This window comes from Brevundimonas sp. NIBR11 (genome assembly GCF_027912535.1).
In the GTDB taxonomy this organism is placed as follows: domain Bacteria; phylum Pseudomonadota; class Alphaproteobacteria; order Caulobacterales; family Caulobacteraceae; genus Brevundimonas.
This window is the reverse complement of record NZ_CP115465.1, coordinates 959,395-976,136: the sequence shown is the minus strand read 5'-3', so window position 1 is coordinate 976,136 and position 16,742 is coordinate 959,395. Positions and strand designations below refer to the sequence as shown.

18 protein-coding genes are annotated in these 16,742 nt (G+C 68.7%); 6 read left to right on the top strand and 12 right to left on the bottom strand.

What is annotated here, in order from left to right; translation table 11 throughout:
• The first annotated feature begins 53 nt into the window (after positions 1-53).
• Both O5O43_RS04665 and O5O43_RS04660 read left to right on the top strand, forming a co-directional pair.
• Positions 54-584: a DUF2061 domain-containing protein gene (locus tag O5O43_RS04665; protein ID WP_271085751.1), complete on the top strand. Its 531-nt coding sequence runs from the start codon at positions 54-56 to the stop codon at positions 582-584.
• 51 nt (positions 585-635) lie between these two features.
• Entirely contained in the window at positions 636-2,186 is a 1,551-nt protein-coding gene (locus O5O43_RS04660; RefSeq protein WP_271085750.1) for a sodium:proton antiporter, read from the top strand.
• Here O5O43_RS04660 and O5O43_RS04655 read toward each other — a convergent pair.
• Positions 2,161-3,240 (bottom strand): DUF2332 family protein, encoded by a 1,080-nt coding sequence (locus O5O43_RS04655; protein WP_271085749.1) that lies wholly within the window; start codon positions 3,238-3,240, stop codon positions 2,161-2,163. The genes O5O43_RS04660 and O5O43_RS04655 overlap by 26 nt on opposite strands.
• On the bottom strand, positions 3,237-3,911 hold the full coding sequence (locus tag O5O43_RS04650) for an RlmE family RNA methyltransferase (protein ID WP_271085748.1): 675 nt from the start codon (positions 3,909-3,911) through the stop codon (positions 3,237-3,239). The genes O5O43_RS04655 and O5O43_RS04650 overlap by 4 nt, the downstream gene beginning before the upstream one ends.
• Positions 3,912-4,035: 124 nt before the next feature.
• Here O5O43_RS04650 and O5O43_RS04645 point away from each other — a divergent pair, with 124 nt between their 5' ends.
• The gene (locus O5O43_RS04645) at positions 4,036-4,485 is read left to right on the top strand and encodes a peptidylprolyl isomerase (RefSeq protein WP_271085747.1); all 450 of its coding nucleotides are present in this window, start codon (positions 4,036-4,038) and stop codon (positions 4,483-4,485) included.
• 45 nt (positions 4,486-4,530) lie between these two features.
• Here the strand turns inward: O5O43_RS04645 and O5O43_RS04640 are convergent, their stop codons facing one another.
• The 3 genes from O5O43_RS04640 to O5O43_RS04630 all read right to left on the bottom strand — a co-directional run bounded on the left by O5O43_RS04640 (position 4,531) and on the right by O5O43_RS04630 (position 6,874).
• Positions 4,531-5,085, bottom strand: a complete 555-nt coding sequence (locus O5O43_RS04640) for a hypothetical protein (protein ID WP_271085746.1) — start codon at positions 5,083-5,085, stop codon at positions 4,531-4,533.
• Between the two features lie 83 nt (positions 5,086-5,168).
• The gene (locus tag O5O43_RS04635) at positions 5,169-5,798 is read right to left on the bottom strand and encodes an isoprenylcysteine carboxylmethyltransferase family protein (RefSeq protein ID WP_271085745.1); all 630 of its coding nucleotides are present in this window, start codon (positions 5,796-5,798) and stop codon (positions 5,169-5,171) included.
• A 95-nt stretch (positions 5,799-5,893) separates the two neighbouring features.
• Entirely contained in the window at positions 5,894-6,874 is a 981-nt protein-coding gene (locus tag O5O43_RS04630) for a M20/M25/M40 family metallo-hydrolase (protein WP_271085744.1), read from the bottom strand.
• Between the two features lie 124 nt (positions 6,875-6,998).
• On the opposite strand from O5O43_RS04630, the gene ligA reads away from it, so the two are divergent.
• Both ligA and O5O43_RS04620 read left to right on the top strand, forming a co-directional pair.
• Positions 6,999-9,317 (top strand): NAD-dependent DNA ligase LigA, encoded by a 2,319-nt coding sequence (ligA, locus tag O5O43_RS04625; protein ID WP_271085743.1) that lies wholly within the window; start codon positions 6,999-7,001, stop codon positions 9,315-9,317.
• A 64-nt stretch (positions 9,318-9,381) separates the two neighbouring features.
• On the top strand, positions 9,382-9,807 hold the full coding sequence (locus O5O43_RS04620) for a DUF2147 domain-containing protein (protein WP_271085742.1): 426 nt from the start codon (positions 9,382-9,384) through the stop codon (positions 9,805-9,807).
• 36 nt (positions 9,808-9,843) lie between these two features.
• On the opposite strand, the gene O5O43_RS04615 is transcribed toward O5O43_RS04620, so the two are convergent.
• The 4 genes from O5O43_RS04615 to O5O43_RS04600 form a co-directional block, all read right to left on the bottom strand.
• Positions 9,844-10,833 carry an aldo/keto reductase gene (locus O5O43_RS04615; protein WP_271085741.1) on the bottom strand — a complete coding sequence of 330 codons (990 nt, stop codon included), beginning with the start codon at positions 10,831-10,833 and terminating at the stop codon, positions 9,844-9,846.
• 64 nt (positions 10,834-10,897) lie between these two features.
• Positions 10,898-12,709 (bottom strand): aminopeptidase P family protein, encoded by a 1,812-nt coding sequence (locus O5O43_RS04610; RefSeq protein WP_271085740.1) that lies wholly within the window; start codon positions 12,707-12,709, stop codon positions 10,898-10,900.
• A gap of 53 nt (positions 12,710-12,762) precedes the next feature.
• Positions 12,763-13,245: a hypothetical protein gene (locus O5O43_RS04605; RefSeq protein ID WP_271085739.1), complete on the bottom strand. Its 483-nt coding sequence runs from the start codon at positions 13,243-13,245 to the stop codon at positions 12,763-12,765.
• 52 nt (positions 13,246-13,297) lie between these two features.
• Positions 13,298-14,167: a 50S ribosomal protein L11 methyltransferase gene (locus tag O5O43_RS04600; RefSeq protein WP_271085738.1), complete on the bottom strand. Its 870-nt coding sequence runs from the start codon at positions 14,165-14,167 to the stop codon at positions 13,298-13,300.
• Between the two features lie 233 nt (positions 14,168-14,400).
• Here O5O43_RS04600 and O5O43_RS04595 point away from each other — a divergent pair, with 233 nt between their 5' ends.
• Positions 14,401-14,892 (top strand): hypothetical protein, encoded by a 492-nt coding sequence (locus tag O5O43_RS04595; protein WP_271085737.1) that lies wholly within the window; start codon positions 14,401-14,403, stop codon positions 14,890-14,892.
• Between the two features lie 74 nt (positions 14,893-14,966).
• On the opposite strand, the gene O5O43_RS04590 is transcribed toward O5O43_RS04595, so the two are convergent.
• From O5O43_RS04590 to O5O43_RS04580, 3 genes are all read right to left on the bottom strand, one after another.
• The gene (locus tag O5O43_RS04590; protein WP_271085736.1) at positions 14,967-15,179 is read right to left on the bottom strand and encodes a DUF3126 family protein; all 213 of its coding nucleotides are present in this window, start codon (positions 15,177-15,179) and stop codon (positions 14,967-14,969) included.
• 71 nt (positions 15,180-15,250) lie between these two features.
• Positions 15,251-16,072: a serine O-acetyltransferase gene (gene cysE, locus O5O43_RS04585; protein ID WP_271085735.1), complete on the bottom strand. Its 822-nt coding sequence runs from the start codon at positions 16,070-16,072 to the stop codon at positions 15,251-15,253.
• Between the two features lie 19 nt (positions 16,073-16,091).
• On the bottom strand, positions 16,092-16,742 hold the full coding sequence (locus O5O43_RS04580) for an NUDIX hydrolase (RefSeq protein WP_348637151.1): 651 nt from the start codon (positions 16,740-16,742) through the stop codon (positions 16,092-16,094).

Below are 16,742 nucleotides of genomic sequence, written 5' to 3'. Positions count from 1 at the left end.
AGTTTTCAGTCGGACTTGAAACTTTCAGCCCGGGCTAACATTCTCCCCTGCAGATGGTCGTCACTCTCGCCCGGTCCGTGCGGAGCCTTGCGCTCAAGATCGCCTCCTACGGCGTGATGCACCTGATCGTCGCCATGCTGGTCGCCCTGGTCATCACGCGTGATTGGCGCATGGCCCTGGCCATCGGGGTGGTCGAGCCCTTCTTCCAGACCGTCGCCTACTCCTTCCACGACCGCATCTGGCATCGGATCGAGCGCCGTCGCGCGGGCACGCCCATCGAGGAGACGGCCGAGGCCTTCACCGCCCGCCTCGACGTCATGGACGCCGAGGAGCAGGCCCGGACCCGCGCCCACCATGGCCATCCGCATGGGCTGCCGTCGCTGAAGAAGATCGCCGTCAAGACGCTGACCTATGGCGTCATGCATTTCTGCGTCGCCGTGACGGTCGCCTTCGCCATCACGCGGGACTGGCGTGCGGCCCTGACCATCGGCATCGCCGAGCCCCTGGTGCAGATGGTCTTCTTCGCCGTCCACGACCGCATCTGGGCCGCCCGGGAGGCGCGCCGCGCACCCCAGCCCGCCTGAACGCCGTCCGCGGCGGCTTGTCGCGGAGCCTTGGGGCTGTAGGCTTCATCCATGCACGCCTTCGAAGCCCTGCTTCTGATCCTGATCGGCGCGGTCCTGCTCTCGCTGCTGGCGCGCAGGCTCAACGCCCCCTTCCCGCCCTTCCTGGCCCTGGGCGGCGCGGCCGTCGCCTTCCTGCCGTGGGCTCCCGAGCTGACCCTCGATCCGGAACTGGTGCTGGCCCTGTTCGTGGCGCCGGTGCTGCTGGATGCCGCCTTCGACAGTTCGCCGAGGGATCTCAAACGCAACGCGGTCCCGATTATCTTCCTGACCATCGTCGCGGTCGGCGTCACCGTCGTAGCCGTCGCCCTGGCGGCGCGGGCGCTGGAGCCGTCGATGGCCTGGCCGGTCGCGATTGCGTTGGGCGCCATCGTCGCTCCTCCGGATGCGGCCGCCGCCACTTCGGTCCTGCGGGCCGTCCCTGTGCCGCACCGGGTCCGGGTCGTGCTGGAGGGCGAGAGCCTGTTCAACGACGCTACCTCACTGTTGACCTATCGCCTTGCTGTCACGGCGGCGACCGCAGGGTTGGTCGTCGGCTGGCCCCTTGTCGCCATGCTGGTCTGGATGGTGATCGGCAGCGTGATCCTGGGCGTGGCCGCCGGATGGCTGGCCAGCCAGATCAACGGTCGGATCGAAGACGCGCCCCTGGCCATCCTGACCCAGTTCATCTTCACCTTCGGGGTCTGGCTCATCGCCGAGCAGGTGCAGGTCTCGGCCATCATCACCGTGGTGGTCTACGGCCTGGTGGCCGCCCGCCTCAGCGCCCGACGGAGCTCGGCGGCCCTGCGCGTGCCCTCCTATGCGGTGTGGGAGACGGCGGTCTTTGCCCTCAACGCCACGGCCTTCGCCATCGTAGGCCTGCAGATCGGTCCCATCTGGCGCGCGCTGGAACCGGGCCAGCGCAGTGAATACGCCGTCTTCGCCCTGATCATCCTGGGGGTCGCGGTCGCCGCCCGCCTGGCCTGGGTCATGACGTACAATGTCGCCGCCCAGATCAAGAACCGCACAGTCGGCGCCAACCCGCCCGGCGGACAGGCGCCGCCGACGCTGAAGACGGGATTGGTCGTTGGCTGGTCCGGCATGCGCGGCGTGGTCAGCCTGGCCACTGCCTACGCCCTCCCCGACAATTTTCCGCATCGCGACCTGATTCTCCTGGCCACCTTCGCGGTGGTGCTGGGCACCTTGTCGATCCAGGGGCTGACGCTGGGCCCACTGATCCGCCTGCTGAAGATCCGCGACGACGGGCAGCTGGCCCGCGAAGTCCATCTTGCCCGAAAGACCGTGCTGGACGCCGGACTGGGCCACGTCAGCAAGACCGAAGGGGCCATCGCCGCTCGCCTGCGCGCCGACTATGCGGAACGGATGACGGCGCTCGAAAAGGCCTCGCCGGAGGACGGTCGCATCTTCAGCGAGCAGGACCGGCTGCTGGGCGCCGTGCTCGAGGCCAAGCGCGAGGCCCTGGTCGACCTTCGCATGTCGGGCCGGATCAGCGACGCGGCCTACTTCCAGCTCGAGGAAGAGCTGGACCGGATGGAGCTCAGCCTGACGCCGGTGGTGCGCTGAACCACTCGTACCAGGCGCCGTGCGGGTGGCCGCGCGCCAAGGCGATGTCCCGCCCGTCGGGCCAGGCCCGCAGCCGCAGCATCGGCCAGCGTTCGAAGCCCGCCCCCTCGGCTTCGTAGGTCAACCACGCGACCGGAGCGTCATCGGTCGCCTGCGCGCCGGCGGCCTCGATCCGCGCCCGGACCCGCGCCTGAACATCCGGCGGGAAATACTGGAAGGCGATTGTGTGCATCACCACGCGGCACAGGCCGGGCTTGGGCTCGACGGCCAGTTCCGCCTCCAGCCAGTCGGCCGCGTCGCCGGTGTCGATCCGCGCGGGGGTCGCCGCCGCGATCGCCAGCGCCGCCTCCAGCCGCGCCAGCCGCTCGCGCTGGTCGGCCCAGACATAGGCGCTGAGCGTCTCTCGCGTCGCCGGATCGGTAGGATCGAGCGGATGCCGATCCACGCCACTGCGCCGAAGCACGCGGACCTCGGCGGCCGGCGGAGACCCCTCGCCCCGCCATTCCGGCGTCAGCCGCACGGCCGATCCCGCGTCCCCGGCATCCGTCTCGCCGAGGCGATAGGCATAGCGATCCAGCCGCGAGTTCAGCCCCGCGCTGGCGCCCAGCTCATAGAGGGCCAACGGGAGGCCGAACCGCTCGGCCAGCACCAGCAGCCCGGCCATCAGCCCCCCGGAGCGTCCGACCTCGTTAGTCTGGGGCGGGCCGTCGAGCCATGGGTCCAACTGCGCCGCGTTGGAAACGAGAGATCCCGCCAGGATTTCCCAGATCTGCGCGTCTTCATCCGGGGCCGCGTTCGGCGGATAGAGCGCGCTCAGGGCCGCATCAGCGTCTGATCGCGCCAGAGCGTGCAATCCGCCCGCCAGCCGCAGCGGCAGCGCGTCGCCCTCGTGCGAGGGATTGCCCGGCCAGTCCAGCACCCGCCGCCCGATCGCCGACGATCGGTCCAGCCGCTCCCCGATCAGGCCGCAGACCCGGCCGGTGAAAGGCGCGCCCGACGTCGTGCAGATGGCCGCCTGTTTGGCGAAGGCGGCCCGGACCTCAACCTCGCTCACCGCTTGTTCAAAGCCACCAGATAGACCTCCGACGAGCCCTTCCGGCTGGCGGCGGGCTTGACGTATTTCACGTCCTGGAAGTTGGCGCGCAGGTCGGCCAGCACGGTGCCTGCATCCCCGCCCTGGAAATTCTTGGTCACGAAATGCCCGCCGGGACGCAGGGTCCGGATCGCGAAATCCGCCGCGATTTCAATGAGCGCGATGATCTTCAGGTGGTCCGTCTGGCGGTGTCCCACCGTGTTGTGGGCCATGTCCGAGATGACCAGATCCGGCGCGCCGCCGAGGAGGTCGATCAGTTGCTGATCCACCCCCGGATCGGTGAAGTCCGCCTGCACCAGCGTCGAGCCCGGAATCGGCTCGATGGGTAAGAGGTCCACCCCGACCACCGCCGCCGCGCCCCGGTTGACGCAGACCTGCACCCAGCCGCCCGGCGCCGCGCCCAGATCGATGACCCGCGAGCCCTTCTTCACCAGATGGAATTTGTCGTCGATCTCCGAGAATTTGAACGCCGCCCGGCTGCGCCAGCCCTCGGCGCGCGCTTTCTCCGACCAGGGATCGGCCAGCTGGCGCTTGATCCACTGGATGGACGACATCGATTTCTTGTCGGCCGTCTTGATCTGGGTGCCCATGCCCCGGCCGGCCGCCGTGCCGCCGGTCGGCGGGCGAACCATCTTGCGTCTTGCCGGTTGAGAGGGGGCGGGTGCGGGCTTGTCGTCTTCACTCATCGCCCTCACATAGCGCCGACGGCCCTCAGCGGCTATGACCCCCGCCCATCATCCGAAAAGGAAGCGCCCCATGGCCGACCAGACCCTGACCCTGACCCTCGACACCGGTGACGTCGTCATCAAGCTGCGCCCCGACCTGGCGCCCAAGCACGTCGAGCGCATCACCGAGCTGGCCAATGAGGGGTTCTACGACGGCGTGGTCTTCCACCGCGTGATCCCGGGCTTCATGGCCCAGGGCGGCGACCCGACCGGCACCGGAACCTCGGGATCGTCCAAACCGAACCTGAAGCAGGAGTTCTCGTCGGAGCCGCATGTGCGCGGCGTCTGCTCGATGGCCCGCACGTCCAACCCGGACAGCGCCAACTCGCAGTTCTTCATCTGCTTCGACGACGCGACCTTCCTGGACCGCCAGTACACGGTCTGGGGCCAGGTGATCGAAGGCATGGAGAACGTCGACGCCCTGCCGAAGGGCGAGCCGCCCCGCGCCCCCGGCAAGATCGTCAAGGCGACGGTCAACTAAAGCGGAACAGGGTGGCCTTTGCGGGCCGCCCTTTTTCTTTGCGGGTCAGTCGCCGCCGTACCAGTTCAACTTCACGCCTGAATAGCTCTGGTCGCCGATCCGGATCGTGGCCGTGATCGCCGGCTCTTCCGATCCGCCCAGATTGCGGCGCGCGGTGGCCAGAGTCCCGGCGTTCAGCTGGCCGTCGAAGGCGATCCGGTCGCCGTTCGCGTTGGTCCCGGTCATGCGGATGCGGTCGTCGCTGACCGAATAGCTGGTCGGCAGGACCCGCTCGGTCGTCTCGCCGGGCGCCAGGAACTCCAGCATCACCGGCGCGAACGTCGCCGAGCGTTCGCCCGCCTCCCAGTCCCCGAACTCCTGCGCCTGACCCACGAACAGGTGCGTCAGGGAGAAGTCGCCCGGCCCGACCTGGGCCTCCCCGGCCATGTAGTAGCCCGACAGGTCCTCGCTCTGGCTGTGGGAGAAGGCGCCGGCGGCGGGCGCAGGCGCGGAGGTTGCGCCGGGTCCCGAGCTCGCCCTCTCGCCGTTCGCGGGCGCGTTGAACATATCGCAGCCGCCCAGCACGAGCGCCGTCGTCGTCAGCAGGATGATCGTTCGCATCATGGGCTCCCCTTTTCCTTCGGACAGGACCACGCGCCGGCGTCCCGGTCCACTCGAGAACCTGAGCGATCAGGTTTCGTCCGTCAGGGCAGACGCATCAGCACCGGCAGCCAACCCGCCGCCTGCGCCCAGTCCACGCCCTCAAAGATCGGAATGGCGAGGAGGAAGACCAGGCCGTCCCGGATCGTCGTGAGGAAGAACCGTGGCTTGATGCTGAGCTCGTCGGTGTCGCGCCATTTCGAGAAGTCCGGGCCGCAACGCGGCGTGCGCGCCATGTAGTCGCGATAGGCTTCTCCGAACTCCGCGGTCAGCCAGGCTTCTTCCTTGGCGATGGTAAAGTGGAACACTACGACGGCGATGAGAACGAACAGGGCTGCGATCGTGATGCTGCCCGTCTGTGCGCCGACCCCGAACGCTCCGGCATAGCTGAAGACGTAGAGCGGATTACGGCTCAGGGAATAGGGCCCCGTAGCGACCACCTCGGCCTTCTTGCGACCGCCGATGTAGAGCGAGCACCAGGCGCGTCCGACGATGCTGATGACGATGGCCCCCAAGCCGACGGCCTCGACCGCCTCGTGGGCCTCGCCGTCCCCTCCCCAGGTGGTGGTGAACAGTGCCAGCATGACGACCGCCAGGAGGCAGAGCCCAATGGCCCACTTCCGGATTTTCTGAATGCGCTGGAGGTCGAACGTCTCGGGGGTCGCAGTCGTCATGGGTCGTTCCGCGGCTCTGGATCAGCAGCCCTGACCCAAACGCCGATCCCGGACCGGACGCAAGGCCTATCTTTGCAACTGAAACTCGACCGCGATCACCGGTCCAGGGCCTTGTCCAGGGCCTGGAACGACGCCCACGACAGCTCCACCGCGCTCTGGAACACCGACGGCGTGATCTTGTCGAAGTCGTCGGACGGGCGGTGGTAGTCGGGGTGGTAGTTCACGCCCAGATACAGGAACGGCACGTTGGCGTCGTGAAACGGCCCCTGGTCCGAGGCGTCGACCCAGTTGTTCTCGCCCGTGTCCTGGGGCGTGTCCTTGCCGAAGGCCAGGGAGACCGCGCCATTGGCCGGGATGCCGGCCAGGATGGGGCGGAAGGTCGGGTTCTGATAGGTGCCCGTGACCCACAGGAAGCCGTCGGTCTCGGCCCGCGCGATCATGTCGAAGTTCAGGTTCATCGTGATCGACGACAGGGGCACCGGCGGCGCCTGGACGAAATGCTTGGCGCCGAGCAGGCCCCGCTCCTCGCCGTCGAAGCCGACGAAGATGACGCTGTGCTCGGGCTTGGCCGCCTGAAGCCGGGCGGCGATCTCCAGCATGGTGGCGACGCCCGAGGCGTTGTCGTCGGCGCCGTTGTAGATCTGGCCGCCGTTCGTTCCGACATGGTCGTAGTGGGCGGTCACGACGATATAGCGGTCGGGCACGCGCGTCCCCTCGATCAGGCCGAGGATGTTGACGCCGTTGAAGGTCTTCATGCCCTCGCGGGTGCGGCCCTGCGCCTCGAATGGCTGGAGGCGGCCGACCGGCGGCGCGCCGACGCCCAGGGCTTCCAGACGTGAGACGATATAGGCCCGCGCCCGTTCGCCGCCCGGCGTCCCGGTGCCGCGTCCCTCCATGTCGTCTGCCGACAGGATGCGCACATCGGCCATCAACTGGGTGTAGTCGGCCGGCGGGGTCGCTGAGGCTTCGGCCGAAGGGGTCTCGGCGACCGGCGGCGTCTCCCCCGTTCCCGCGCAGCCGGCGAGGACCAGGAGGGCGACGGAGGCCAGCGAAGCGGCGCGAAGGGTGCGGGACATGCGGATTCTCGAAACGTTGTCCCGTTTGAATAGCCGTCCGTCAGCGGCGGGTCCGATTAAATTCGTGTCATCAAGCGCGACCGCTCCGCTGGCCCGCCGCGTCGCGAGTGCTTAAACCGTCGTCATGGCCGATCCCTCCGTCGAATCCCTGAGCGAAACCGAGGCCCAGGCCGAATTGGCCCGGCTGGCTGCCGAGATGGCGCGCCACGACGCCCTCTACGCCGAGGCCGCGCCCGAGATCAGCGACGCCGACTACGACGCCCTGCGCGCCCGCAACCTCGCCATCGAGGCGCGTTTCCCGGCCCTGGTCCGCGAGGATTCGCCGTCGAACAAGGTCGGGGCGCCGCGCAACAGCCAGTTCGCCGAGGTCCGCCACGGCGTGCCTATGCTGTCGCTGGACAACGCTTTCGACGACGGCGACGTCACGGATTTCGTCGCCCGCATCCGGCGCTTTCTCAACCTGCCGGCGGACGAGGTCGTGGCCTTCGTCGCCGAACCCAAGATCGACGGGCTTTCCGCCAATCTGCGCTATGAAAATGGAATTCTGGTCCAGGGTGCGACCCGCGGCGACGGTCGGGCGGGCGAGGACATCACCGCCAACCTGAAGACGCTGAAGGACATTCCCCACAGGCTGAAAGGCTCCGGCTGGCCCGCCGTGATCGAGGTGCGCGGCGAGGTCTATGCACCGAACGACGCCTTCGCGGCCTTCAACGCGGAGGCCGAGGCGGCGGGGCGACGGACCTATGCTAATCCCCGCAATTTCGCCGCCGGATCTCTTCGTCAGATCGACCCGACTGTGACCGCCCAGCGTCCCTTGAGCTTCTTCGCCTACGCTTGGGGCGAGACCTCGGAGCCGTTCGCCACGACGCAAGCCGAGGCGCTGGAGAAGTTCGAAAGCTGGGGCTTCCCGGTCAATCCGCGTTCGACCCGCGTCGAGGGCGCGGAGGGCTTGGTCGCCATCTACCACGGGCTCGAGACCGACCGGGCGGGCCTCGGCTACGACATCGACGGCGTGGTCTACAAGGTCGACCGGCTGGACTGGCAGAACCGCCTCGGATTCGTCTCCCGCAGCCCCCGCTGGGCCATCGCGCACAAGTTTCCGGCCCAGCAGGCGACGACCGTGGTGGAAGGCATCGACATCCAGGTCGGTCGCACGGGCTCCCTGACCCCTGTCGCTCGTCTGGCCCCCGTGACCGTTGGCGGCGTCGTCGTCCGCAACGCCACCCTGCACAACGAGGACGAGATCGAGCGTAAGGACGTCCGTATCGGCGACACCGTCATCCTGCAGCGCGCCGGCGACGTCATCCCGCAGATCGTCTCGGTGGTGTCGGACAAGCGCCCCGCCGACGCCGTGCCTTACGTCTTCCCGACCCACTGCCCGGTCTGCGGCTCCGAGGCCGTGCGGCCCGAGGGTGAGGTGCGGAGACGCTGCACCGGCGGACTGATCTGCGCCGCCCAGCTGGTCGAACGGCTCAAGCATTTCGTCAGCCGCCGCGCCTTCGACATCGAGGGTCTGGGCGAGAAACAGCTCATCGCCTTCCACGAGCGCGGCTGGATCCACGAGCCGGCCGACATCTTCCGCCTGGCCCGCGATAGCGAGAAGCTCGACGCCCTGCGCGAGGAAGACGGTTACGGCGAGACGAGCGTAAGGAACCTCGTCGCCGGCATCGACGCCCGCCGCACGATCGCGCTGGAACGCCTGCTGTTCGGCCTCGGCATCCGCGACATCGGCGACCAGACGTCGCTGTTGCTGGCCCGCCATTTCGGCGACTGGAAAAGCTTCCACGCCGCCGCCCTGGAGGCCGCTTCCGGCATCCCCTCCCCCGAATGGACACAACTGGCCGAGGGCCACGGCGTCTCGGCCCGCACCCTGTCGGTCATGGCGGCGGCCGAGCTGTCGCTCGCCGATCCCTGGCCCGAGGCCCCGTTGGACCAGAAGCTGGCCCTCGCCTTCCCCGGCGTGGCCGCCCCTGCCCGCCGGGCGCTCGCCGAGCTGACCACCGACTGGACCAGCATCGTCGAAATGGCCCGAATCGCGCGCGAAGACGGCCCCTCAGCGACCCTTGGCGAGATCGCCGGCGTCTCGGGCGTCGGTCCCGTCGCCGCCCGTGCGATCGCCGAGTTCTTCCACGAACCGCATAACCAGGCGGTCGTCGCCAACCTGATTGAACAGCTCGACACGATCGAGGACGCTGAGCGTCCCAAATCCGACACCCCCGTCGCCGGCAAGACCGTCGTCTTCACCGGAGCGCTGGAACGCTTCACCCGCGATGAGGCCAAGGCCCGGGCCGAAAGCCTGGGCGCCAAGGTGTCGGGTTCCGTGTCCAGGAAGACCGACTATCTGGTCGCCGGCCCGGGCGCCGGGTCCAAGCTGGCCGACGCCCAGAAGCACGGCGTCGCCGTCCTGACCGAGGACGAATGGCTGGCGCTCATCGGCGGCTGAGCGGCGCCACGAAAAGCGCCTGATCGGCGTTCACCAAACGAGACCCAATCGGAGTAAGCGTCTCATGATCCGCACCCTCGCCCTCGCCGCTCTGGCGGCCACAGCCCTCGCCGCCCCCGCCTCGGCCCAGCAGGCCGATCCGACGGGTCTGTGGCAGACCCCGACCAACGGCGGACAGGTCCGCATCGCCCGCTGCGGCCAGGCCCTGTGCGGAACGCTGGTGACCTCGGACCATATCCGCCGTGATCCCACCGCGCTGGACGAGAACAACTCCAACCGCGCTCTGCGGACCCGGACGCTGCGCAACCTGCCCATGCTCACCGGCTTCACCGGCGGGCCGACGGAGTGGCGCGGCGGGTCGGTCTACAATCCCGCCGACGGCCGCACCTATCGCGGGACCATCACGATGACGAACGCCAACACGCTCAATCTGCGCGGCTGCGTCGTGGCGCCGCTCTGCCGCACCCAGACTTGGACGCGGGTGCGCTGAGACAAGCTCGGCGCACACAGGCGGAGTTGCGCTGAACTAGCGGTTCAGCGCGCTCTGGGCTGCAGGCGCATAGCGATGACCTGAGGCGGCGTCTTTCGGGAAGACCGTCTCGATGGCTTCGACGTCCTCTGCCGTCAGGGTGATGTCCGTCGCCGCCGCGTTCTGCTCCAGGGTGGCGATCCGGCGCGTGCCAGGGATCGGGACCAAGTGGTCGCCCTGGGCCAGCACCCAGGCCAGGGCCAGCTGGGCCGCCGTGACGCCGCGATCATGGGCGATGGCCTTCACCGCCTCGACCAAGTCCAAGTTCTTCTGGAAATTCTCGCCCATGAAACGCGGGTTCGAGCGTCGGAAATCACCCTCCTCCAGGTCGTCGATGGACTTGATGTCGCCAGACAGGAAGCCGCGCCCCAGAGGACTGTAGGGCACGAAGCCGATACCCAGTTCGCGCACGGTCGCCAGGATTTCGTCCTCCGGCTCGCGCGACCATAGCGAATACTCCGTCTGCAGCGCCGTGATCGGATGGGTCGCGTGGGCGCGGCGGATCGTTTCCGGGGCCGCCTCGGACAGGCCGAGGAAGCGGACCTTGCCCTCCTTCACCAGTTCGCCCATCGCCCCGACCGTCTCCTCGATCGGCGTGTCCGGATCGACGCGGTGCAGGTAGTAGAGATCGACATGGTCCATGCCGAGGCGGGTCAAACTGCCCTCGATGGCGCGGCGGACATTGGCGGGCGATCCGTCCACCTTCAGCGCGGTCCGGTCCTCGTTCCAGCCGATCCCGAACTTGGTGGCGACGAAGGCCTTGTCCCGCCGATCGGCCAGCGCCTTCCCGACCTGGATCTCGTTCGTGTGCGGGCCGTACATCTCGGCCGTGTCGAAGAAGGTGACGCCCAGCTCCAGCGCGCGGTGAATCACCGCCGTCGCCTGCGCCTCGTCCGACGGCGTGCCGTAGAAGGACGCCATCCCCATGCACCCCAGGCCGATGGCCGAAACTTCGGGACCGCTCGGTCCGAGACGACGGGTCTTCATGGGGCGATCTCCTGCAATGGGTGAGACCCTGAAATTGGATCTCACCTCGCAACGCGCAAGGTCGTCAGAGCGGCTTGCACTGGCTTTCCAGCCAGGCCTTCGCCTCGCCGTCCAGCAGCGGCCCGACCTTGGCCCAGGTCTCCGCGTGATAGGCGTCCACATAGGCGCGCTCGTCGGCGGTCAATAGGCTGACGTCGATCAGCTTCCGGTCTAGCGGCGCGAAGGTCAGCTGCTCGAAGCCGTGCATCGGCCGCTCGCCGCCGGGGATCGGCTCGGGCGCCGTCACGACCTGCAGCGTCTCGATACGGATGCCCCAATGGCCTTCGCGGTAGTAGCCGGGCTCGTTCGACAGGATCATGCCGGTCAGCAGGGGCTGCGAGTTCACCGCCTTGGCGATCCGCTGCGGCCCCTCGTGGACGCCCAGATACGACCCTACGCCGTGGCCGGTGCCGTGGTCGTAGTCGAAGCCCGCCATCCACATCGGCGCGCGGGCCAGCGCGTCCAGCTGATGCCCCGAGGTGCCGACCGGGAAGCGGATCACGGCCATGGCGATGTGGGCTTTCAGCACCAAGGTGAACATGCGGCGCTGATCCGCCGAGGGCTCGCCGATGGCCAGGGTGCGCGTCACGTCGGTGGTGCCGTCCAGATACTGACCGCCGCCGTCCACCAGCAGCAGGGAGCCCTTCTCCATCTTGCGGATGGTGCGGGTCACCGGCTTGTAGTGCGGCAGGGCGGCGTTCGGCCCGACCCCGGCGATGGTGTCGAAGCTGAGGTCCTTCAGGGCGCCGGTCTCCTCGCGGAACCGCTCCAGCGCCTCGACGACGCCGCGCTCGTCGGGCAGTTCGACCTGGGCGACCGTATCGACCCAATGCAGGAAGCGCGCCAGCGCCGCGCCGTCGCGGATGTGGGCCTGACGCGAACCCTCGATCTCGACCGGGTTCTTGGCCGCGCGCGGCAGGGCGCAGGGGTCCATGCCGCGCACCACGGTCGCCCCGACCAGCTCCAGCCGGTCGAAATACCAGGCAGAGGATTGCGCCGGGTCGATCAGGACCTTCAAGCCCTTCATCCCCTCCAGCGCCTGGCCCAGTTCGGCGGGGTTCATCAGGGTCACGTCGTCGCCGAGCCAGCCCGGCAATTCGTTGGTGACCTTCGCCGGGTCGAGGAACAGCATGGCCGTCCCGTTCGCCGCGACGATGGCCTGGGCCAGCGGCAGGGGTGAGCGGATCACGTCGCCGCCCCGCACATTGAACAGCCAGGCGATCGACGAGGGCGCGGTCAGGACGACGGCGTCGGCTCCGGCGGCGGCGACGGCCTCGCCGATCCGCTTGCGCTTGGAGGCGCTCGTCTCGCCCGCATAGCGATCTTCGTGCGGCACGACGGGGGCCTGCGGCTGGCCGGGACGGGCCTCGGCCCAGGCTTGATCGACGGGGTTGCCGTCGACGGCCTTCAGGCTGGCCCCCGCCTTCGCCGCCGCACGCTTCAGGGTGGCGAGCGCATCGGGGCTGTGCAGGCGCGGGTCATAGCCGATGACGGCGCCGCTCGGGACCTTCTCCAGATAGGCGGGCACGCCGCCCTCGACGAGATCGAGGATTTCGAACTGGTTCGCATCGACCTGGGCCCGGACCTGAACCGTGTAGCGACCGTCGGCGAAGACGGCGGCCCGATCCTTCATCACCACGCCCGCGCCGGCCGAGCCGGTGAAGCCGCTCAGCCAGGCCAGCCGGTCGTTGGCGGCGGGCAGATATTCGTTCTGATGCTCGTCCTCGTGCGGGACCAGGAAGCCGTCCAATCCCTGTTGCGCCATGGCGGCGCGCACGAGCGGAAGGTGCTTCGCCCCGAAGGACGGCGAGGTGGTTTCGTCGAAGGACTGGCGCATGACGCAGCCATAGCGCCCCCTCCCGGCGATTGGGAGGGGGCGAAGGCGCGGATCTAGTTCTGCGGCGTGGTCGAGGTGATCACCGCCGCGCCGCCGGCGGGTTGTGCGGGCGCAGCCGGGACGGTGATGACGACCGGAGCCGGTGTGGAGGTGGCGGCGCGGGCCATCTCGGCGCGGGCTTCGCTGGTGGCGCGGGCGGCGTCGGCCTGGGCGCGGGCGGCGTTCATGCGGGCGATATCGACGCTCTGCTGGGCTCCGGCGATCTGACTCTGGACCACGGCCTGATCGGCGCGCGCCTGCGCTGCGGCCGCATCCGCCTGAGCCTGCGCGAGCGCAAGTTCGGTCTCGTCGTCCCGCCCTCGCGACGACAGGATCCACAGCACAGCGATCAGGACCGCAGCGGCCAGGCCGCCCGCGATCCACCAGCCGGTGCTGGATTCGCGGCGGACGACCACCGTCTCGGTATAGACAGGCTCGGTCACGACCACGCGCTCGATGGTCGCGTTCGGGTCGATGTTCGGATCGTACTGGCTCACGGCTTACCCTCCATTGAGCCAGCAAAACGGCGCCGCTTGCGGACGGTTCCGCTTACGCCACTCGCCTCAGCACCAGCGCGCTCCACGCGTCGCGGTGGATGCGCCGCTCCAGTTTGAAGCCGCGTGACAGATAGGCCGCCGACACGCGGCGCTCCTGCGTCCGCAACAGGCCCGACAGGATCGCCACCCCGCCGATCCGGAGCGACATCTTGATGTCCTGCGACAGGGCGACCAGCGGCGGGGCCAGGATGTTGGCGAACACGAGGTCGTAAGGCGCGGCAGCCCGCACCTTCATGTCATTCAGGCCCGAGGCGTGGACGAAGCGCGCATTGGCCTGATTGAGCTTGGCGTTCTCGTTGGCGATCCGGACCGAGGGTTCGTCGATGTCGGTGCCGATGGCCACGGTCGATCCGGTCCGCGCCGCCGCGATGGCCAGCACGCCCGTGCCGCAGCCGACGTCCAGCACCCGATCGAACCGCTCGCGCTTCAACAGATCGTCATAGGCGATCAGGCAGCCCACCGTCGTGCCGTGGTGGCCGGTGCCGAAGGCGGCCCCGGCGTCGATCTTGAGGTTCACCCGGTTCGGCGGCACCCGACCCTGGTCATGAGCGCCATAGACGAAGAACCGCCCCGCCTCCACGGGCGGCAGGCCAGAAAGCGACATGGCCAGCCAGTCGGCGTCGGCCAGGGTCTCTATCTTTACGGTCACATCCGGATGCTGGGCGAGGCGCGCGGTCAGGATGTCGACCTCTTCCTGCGACGTCGGGAAGGCGTCGATACGCCAGATGCCGCGATCCTCGTCTTCCTCCAGTATGGAATAGGTCGCGCCTTCCAGCAGGACGTCGGAATCGATGTCGGCGGCTGCGGCTTCGGCGGCGGCTCTGGAGCCGTGAGCGATTATCTGTACGGGATTATGGGACATTTGTTCAAACGCCGGTATCATTGCGAATCGATACTGTTGAGTTTGCGCCTTTGCTCTCCCGCAACGGACGCGATCGTTCCAACCGAGGGGTCGGGGAATACATGGCCAAGTCACCGTCTACTGCGTCGCCCAAGGCGCCCGCCGCTTCCAAGCCTAAACCAGCCGCGAAGTCGACTGCGAAAACGGCGAAGCCCGCTGCAGCCGCGAAGCCGACCGCTGCCAAGCCCGCTGACGTGAAGGCCGCACCGGCGGCGAAGTCGGCTCCGAAGGCTGCCGCGACGCCCGCCGCCAAGCCGGCGGCTGCGAAGGCTCCAGCCGCCAAGGCCGCCGCTCCGAAGACCACGGTCAAGGCCGGCGCTCCGAAGGCCGCCGCCAAGGCCCCAACCAAGGCCGCCGCCCAGCCCGCCGCCAAAGCCGCTTCGAAGGCCGTTGCCAAGCCTGCGGCGAAGCCCGCCGCCAAGGCGGCCCCGAAAGCCGCCGCCAAACCGGCCGCGAAGGCCGCTCCGGCCGCCAAGCCCGCTGTCGCCCCTGCTCCGGCCGCCAAGCCCGCCGCCACGCCCGCGCCGAAGCCGGCCGTGACCGCCGCCCCGGCTCCGGCTCCGAAGCCCGCTGTTACTGCGGCTCCGGCCGCCGCAGCGCCTGCCCCGGCCCCGAAGTCCGCCGCTCCGGCGCCGAAGAAGGGCTTCTTCGACAAGCTGGCCGACGCGATCTTCGGCAAGCGCTGAAAACAGCGGCTTGAAACGACAAACGCCGGGCGGTTCGCACCGCCCGGCGTTTTCGTGTCTGGAACCCGGCGGGATCAGTCGGCGGGCAGGTCTTCGGCCAGGATCGCCATCTCGAACATGAAGCTGCCGTCCTCGTCCTCGTCCTCGAAGACGACGCCGATGAACTCGTCGCCGACATAGACCTCGGCCGAGTCGTTCACCTTGGCCCGGGCCTTCACGATGATGCCGCCGGTGTTGAAGGTGCGCTTCAGGTGCGTCTCGATGCGCTTCATGTCTTCGTTGGTCACGGGGGCCTCGGTGGTCGGGAATGAAGGCGCGGACCCTAGAGAAGCGGCTCCCCCAAGGGAAGCCCGACGCGTCAGATCACGAAGTCGTACACGATGTCGGCCAGGGTATGGTCCATCGTCCGGGCCGGCGTCGCGTCCGTCGGACAGTTGACGAGCCGCGCCGGCACGCCCGCCACCGTGCAGCCCGGCGGCACCGGCTTCAGCACCACCGACCCCGAGGCCACCTTGGCGTAGTCGCCGACGACGATGTTCCCCAGGACCTTCGCCCCGGCGCCCAGTAGCACGCCCTTGCCGATCTTCGGATGGCGGTCGCCGCGCTCGGCGCCCGTCCCGCCCAGGGTCACGCCGTGCAACATGGAGACCTCGTCCCCGACCACCGCCGTCTCTCCGATAACGATCCCTGTTCCGTGGTCCAGGAACAGGCCGGAACCCATTCGCGCGCCCGGGTGGATGTCGATCTGGAACAACTCGGAAATCCGGCTCTGGAAATGGAAGGCCAGGGTCTCGCGCCCCTGGGTCCACAGCCAGTGGGCCACCCGCGACGCCTGCAGCGCCTGGAAGCCCTTGAAGTAGAGAAACGGCTGCAACAGCGTCTTGATCGCCGGATCCCGCTCGGCCACGGCCTGAAGGTCCGCTTCCGCCGCCGCCACGATGGTGGGGTCCGCGTGGAAGGCCGAGAGGCAGACCTCGCGCACCGTCATCGCGCGCAGTTCTTCGTCGCCCAGCTTCCTCGCGATCTGGAAACTCAGGGCCGCCGACAGGTCGTGGTGCGACAGGATCACCGCGTTCACCAGCGAGGCCAGATGCGGTTCCTCGCGCGCGGCTTCCTCGGCGGAGGCGCGCAGCTGCGTCCACACCGTGTCCTGCGACGCGACGACTTCAAGCTTGTGCATCACCGGCTCCATTCGCCCATCATACCCGCGTCAGCATGGCGTGCGCCAGCCAGCCGGGGATCAGGGCCTCCTTCGCCATATGGTAGGCGCGCAGGGCCGTCGCCACGGTCAGGGAATCGCGAACCGCGCCCCGGTCGATCTCGCGCATGAGGGTCATGAAGGGCACGCGCGCCAGGGCGATCACCTCGGTCGGATCCGGCGCCTTATCCACCTCCGCGAGGTCCCAGGCCAGCCAGCAGATGCATCGTTCGTCGGTCACCGAGTTGGACAGCTCCATCCGCAGCACCTCACGCCAGGTTCCGGCCGCCAGCCCCGCTTCCTCGGCCAGTTCGCGCTTGGCCCCCTCCAGCGGGTCCTCGTCGTAGGGCGCCCCGCCTTCAGGCATCTCCCAGGAATAGTTGGCCAGCGGGAACCGCGCCTGGCCGACCAGGGTCACCGTCCCGTCGGCATGGATCGGCAGCACCCCCGCCGCCAGATTCTGGGGTCGCATGACGACATAGGTCGCCGGCGCGCCGGTCGGAGCCGTGGCCGGGTGAGAGGTGACCCGCATCCACGGGTTCTCGAACACCGTGGTCTCGCCGTCGCTCTTCCAGGTCGGCCGCGCGGGCGGGTTCTGGTCCCAGACGGGCACGGGGCGGTTGGCGTCGAAGTCGTCGCGGGAGTCCATCAT

Bases quoted from the DNA above. Each gene is read 5' to 3' on its own strand.
- ligA (WP_271085743.1), top strand. From the start codon at position 6,999: ATGGCCGATCCCTCCGTCGAATCCCTGAGCGAAACCGAGGCCCAGGCC.
- O5O43_RS04660 (WP_271085750.1), top strand. From the start codon at position 636: ATGCACGCCTTCGAAGCCCTGCTTCTGATCCTGATCGGCGCGGTCCTG.
- O5O43_RS04615 (WP_271085741.1), bottom strand. From the start codon at position 10,833: ATGAAGACCCGTCGTCTCGGACCGAGCGGTCCCGAAGTTTCGGCCATC.
- O5O43_RS04665 (WP_271085751.1), top strand. From the start codon at position 54: ATGGTCGTCACTCTCGCCCGGTCCGTGCGGAGCCTTGCGCTCAAGATC.
- O5O43_RS04610 (WP_271085740.1), bottom strand. From the start codon at position 12,709: ATGCGCCAGTCCTTCGACGAAACCACCTCGCCGTCCTTCGGGGCGAAG.
- O5O43_RS04645 (WP_271085747.1), top strand. From the start codon at position 4,036: ATGGCCGACCAGACCCTGACCCTGACCCTCGACACCGGTGACGTCGTC.
- O5O43_RS04640 (WP_271085746.1), bottom strand. From the start codon at position 5,085: ATGCGAACGATCATCCTGCTGACGACGACGGCGCTCGTGCTGGGCGGC.
- cysE (WP_271085735.1), bottom strand. From the start codon at position 16,072: ATGCACAAGCTTGAAGTCGTCGCGTCGCAGGACACGGTGTGGACGCAG.
- O5O43_RS04580 (WP_348637151.1), bottom strand. From the start codon at position 16,742: ATGATGGACTCCCGCGACGACTTCGACGCCAACCGCCCCGTGCCCGTC.
- O5O43_RS04635 (WP_271085745.1), bottom strand. From the start codon at position 5,798: ATGACGACTGCGACCCCCGAGACGTTCGACCTCCAGCGCATTCAGAAA.
- O5O43_RS04650 (WP_271085748.1), bottom strand. From the start codon at position 3,911: ATGGTTCGCCCGCCGACCGGCGGCACGGCGGCCGGCCGGGGCATGGGC.
- O5O43_RS04600 (WP_271085738.1), bottom strand. From the start codon at position 14,167: ATGTCCCATAATCCCGTACAGATAATCGCTCACGGCTCCAGAGCCGCC.
- O5O43_RS04630 (WP_271085744.1), bottom strand. From the start codon at position 6,874: ATGTCCCGCACCCTTCGCGCCGCTTCGCTGGCCTCCGTCGCCCTCCTG.
- O5O43_RS04620 (WP_271085742.1), top strand. From the start codon at position 9,382: ATGATCCGCACCCTCGCCCTCGCCGCTCTGGCGGCCACAGCCCTCGCC.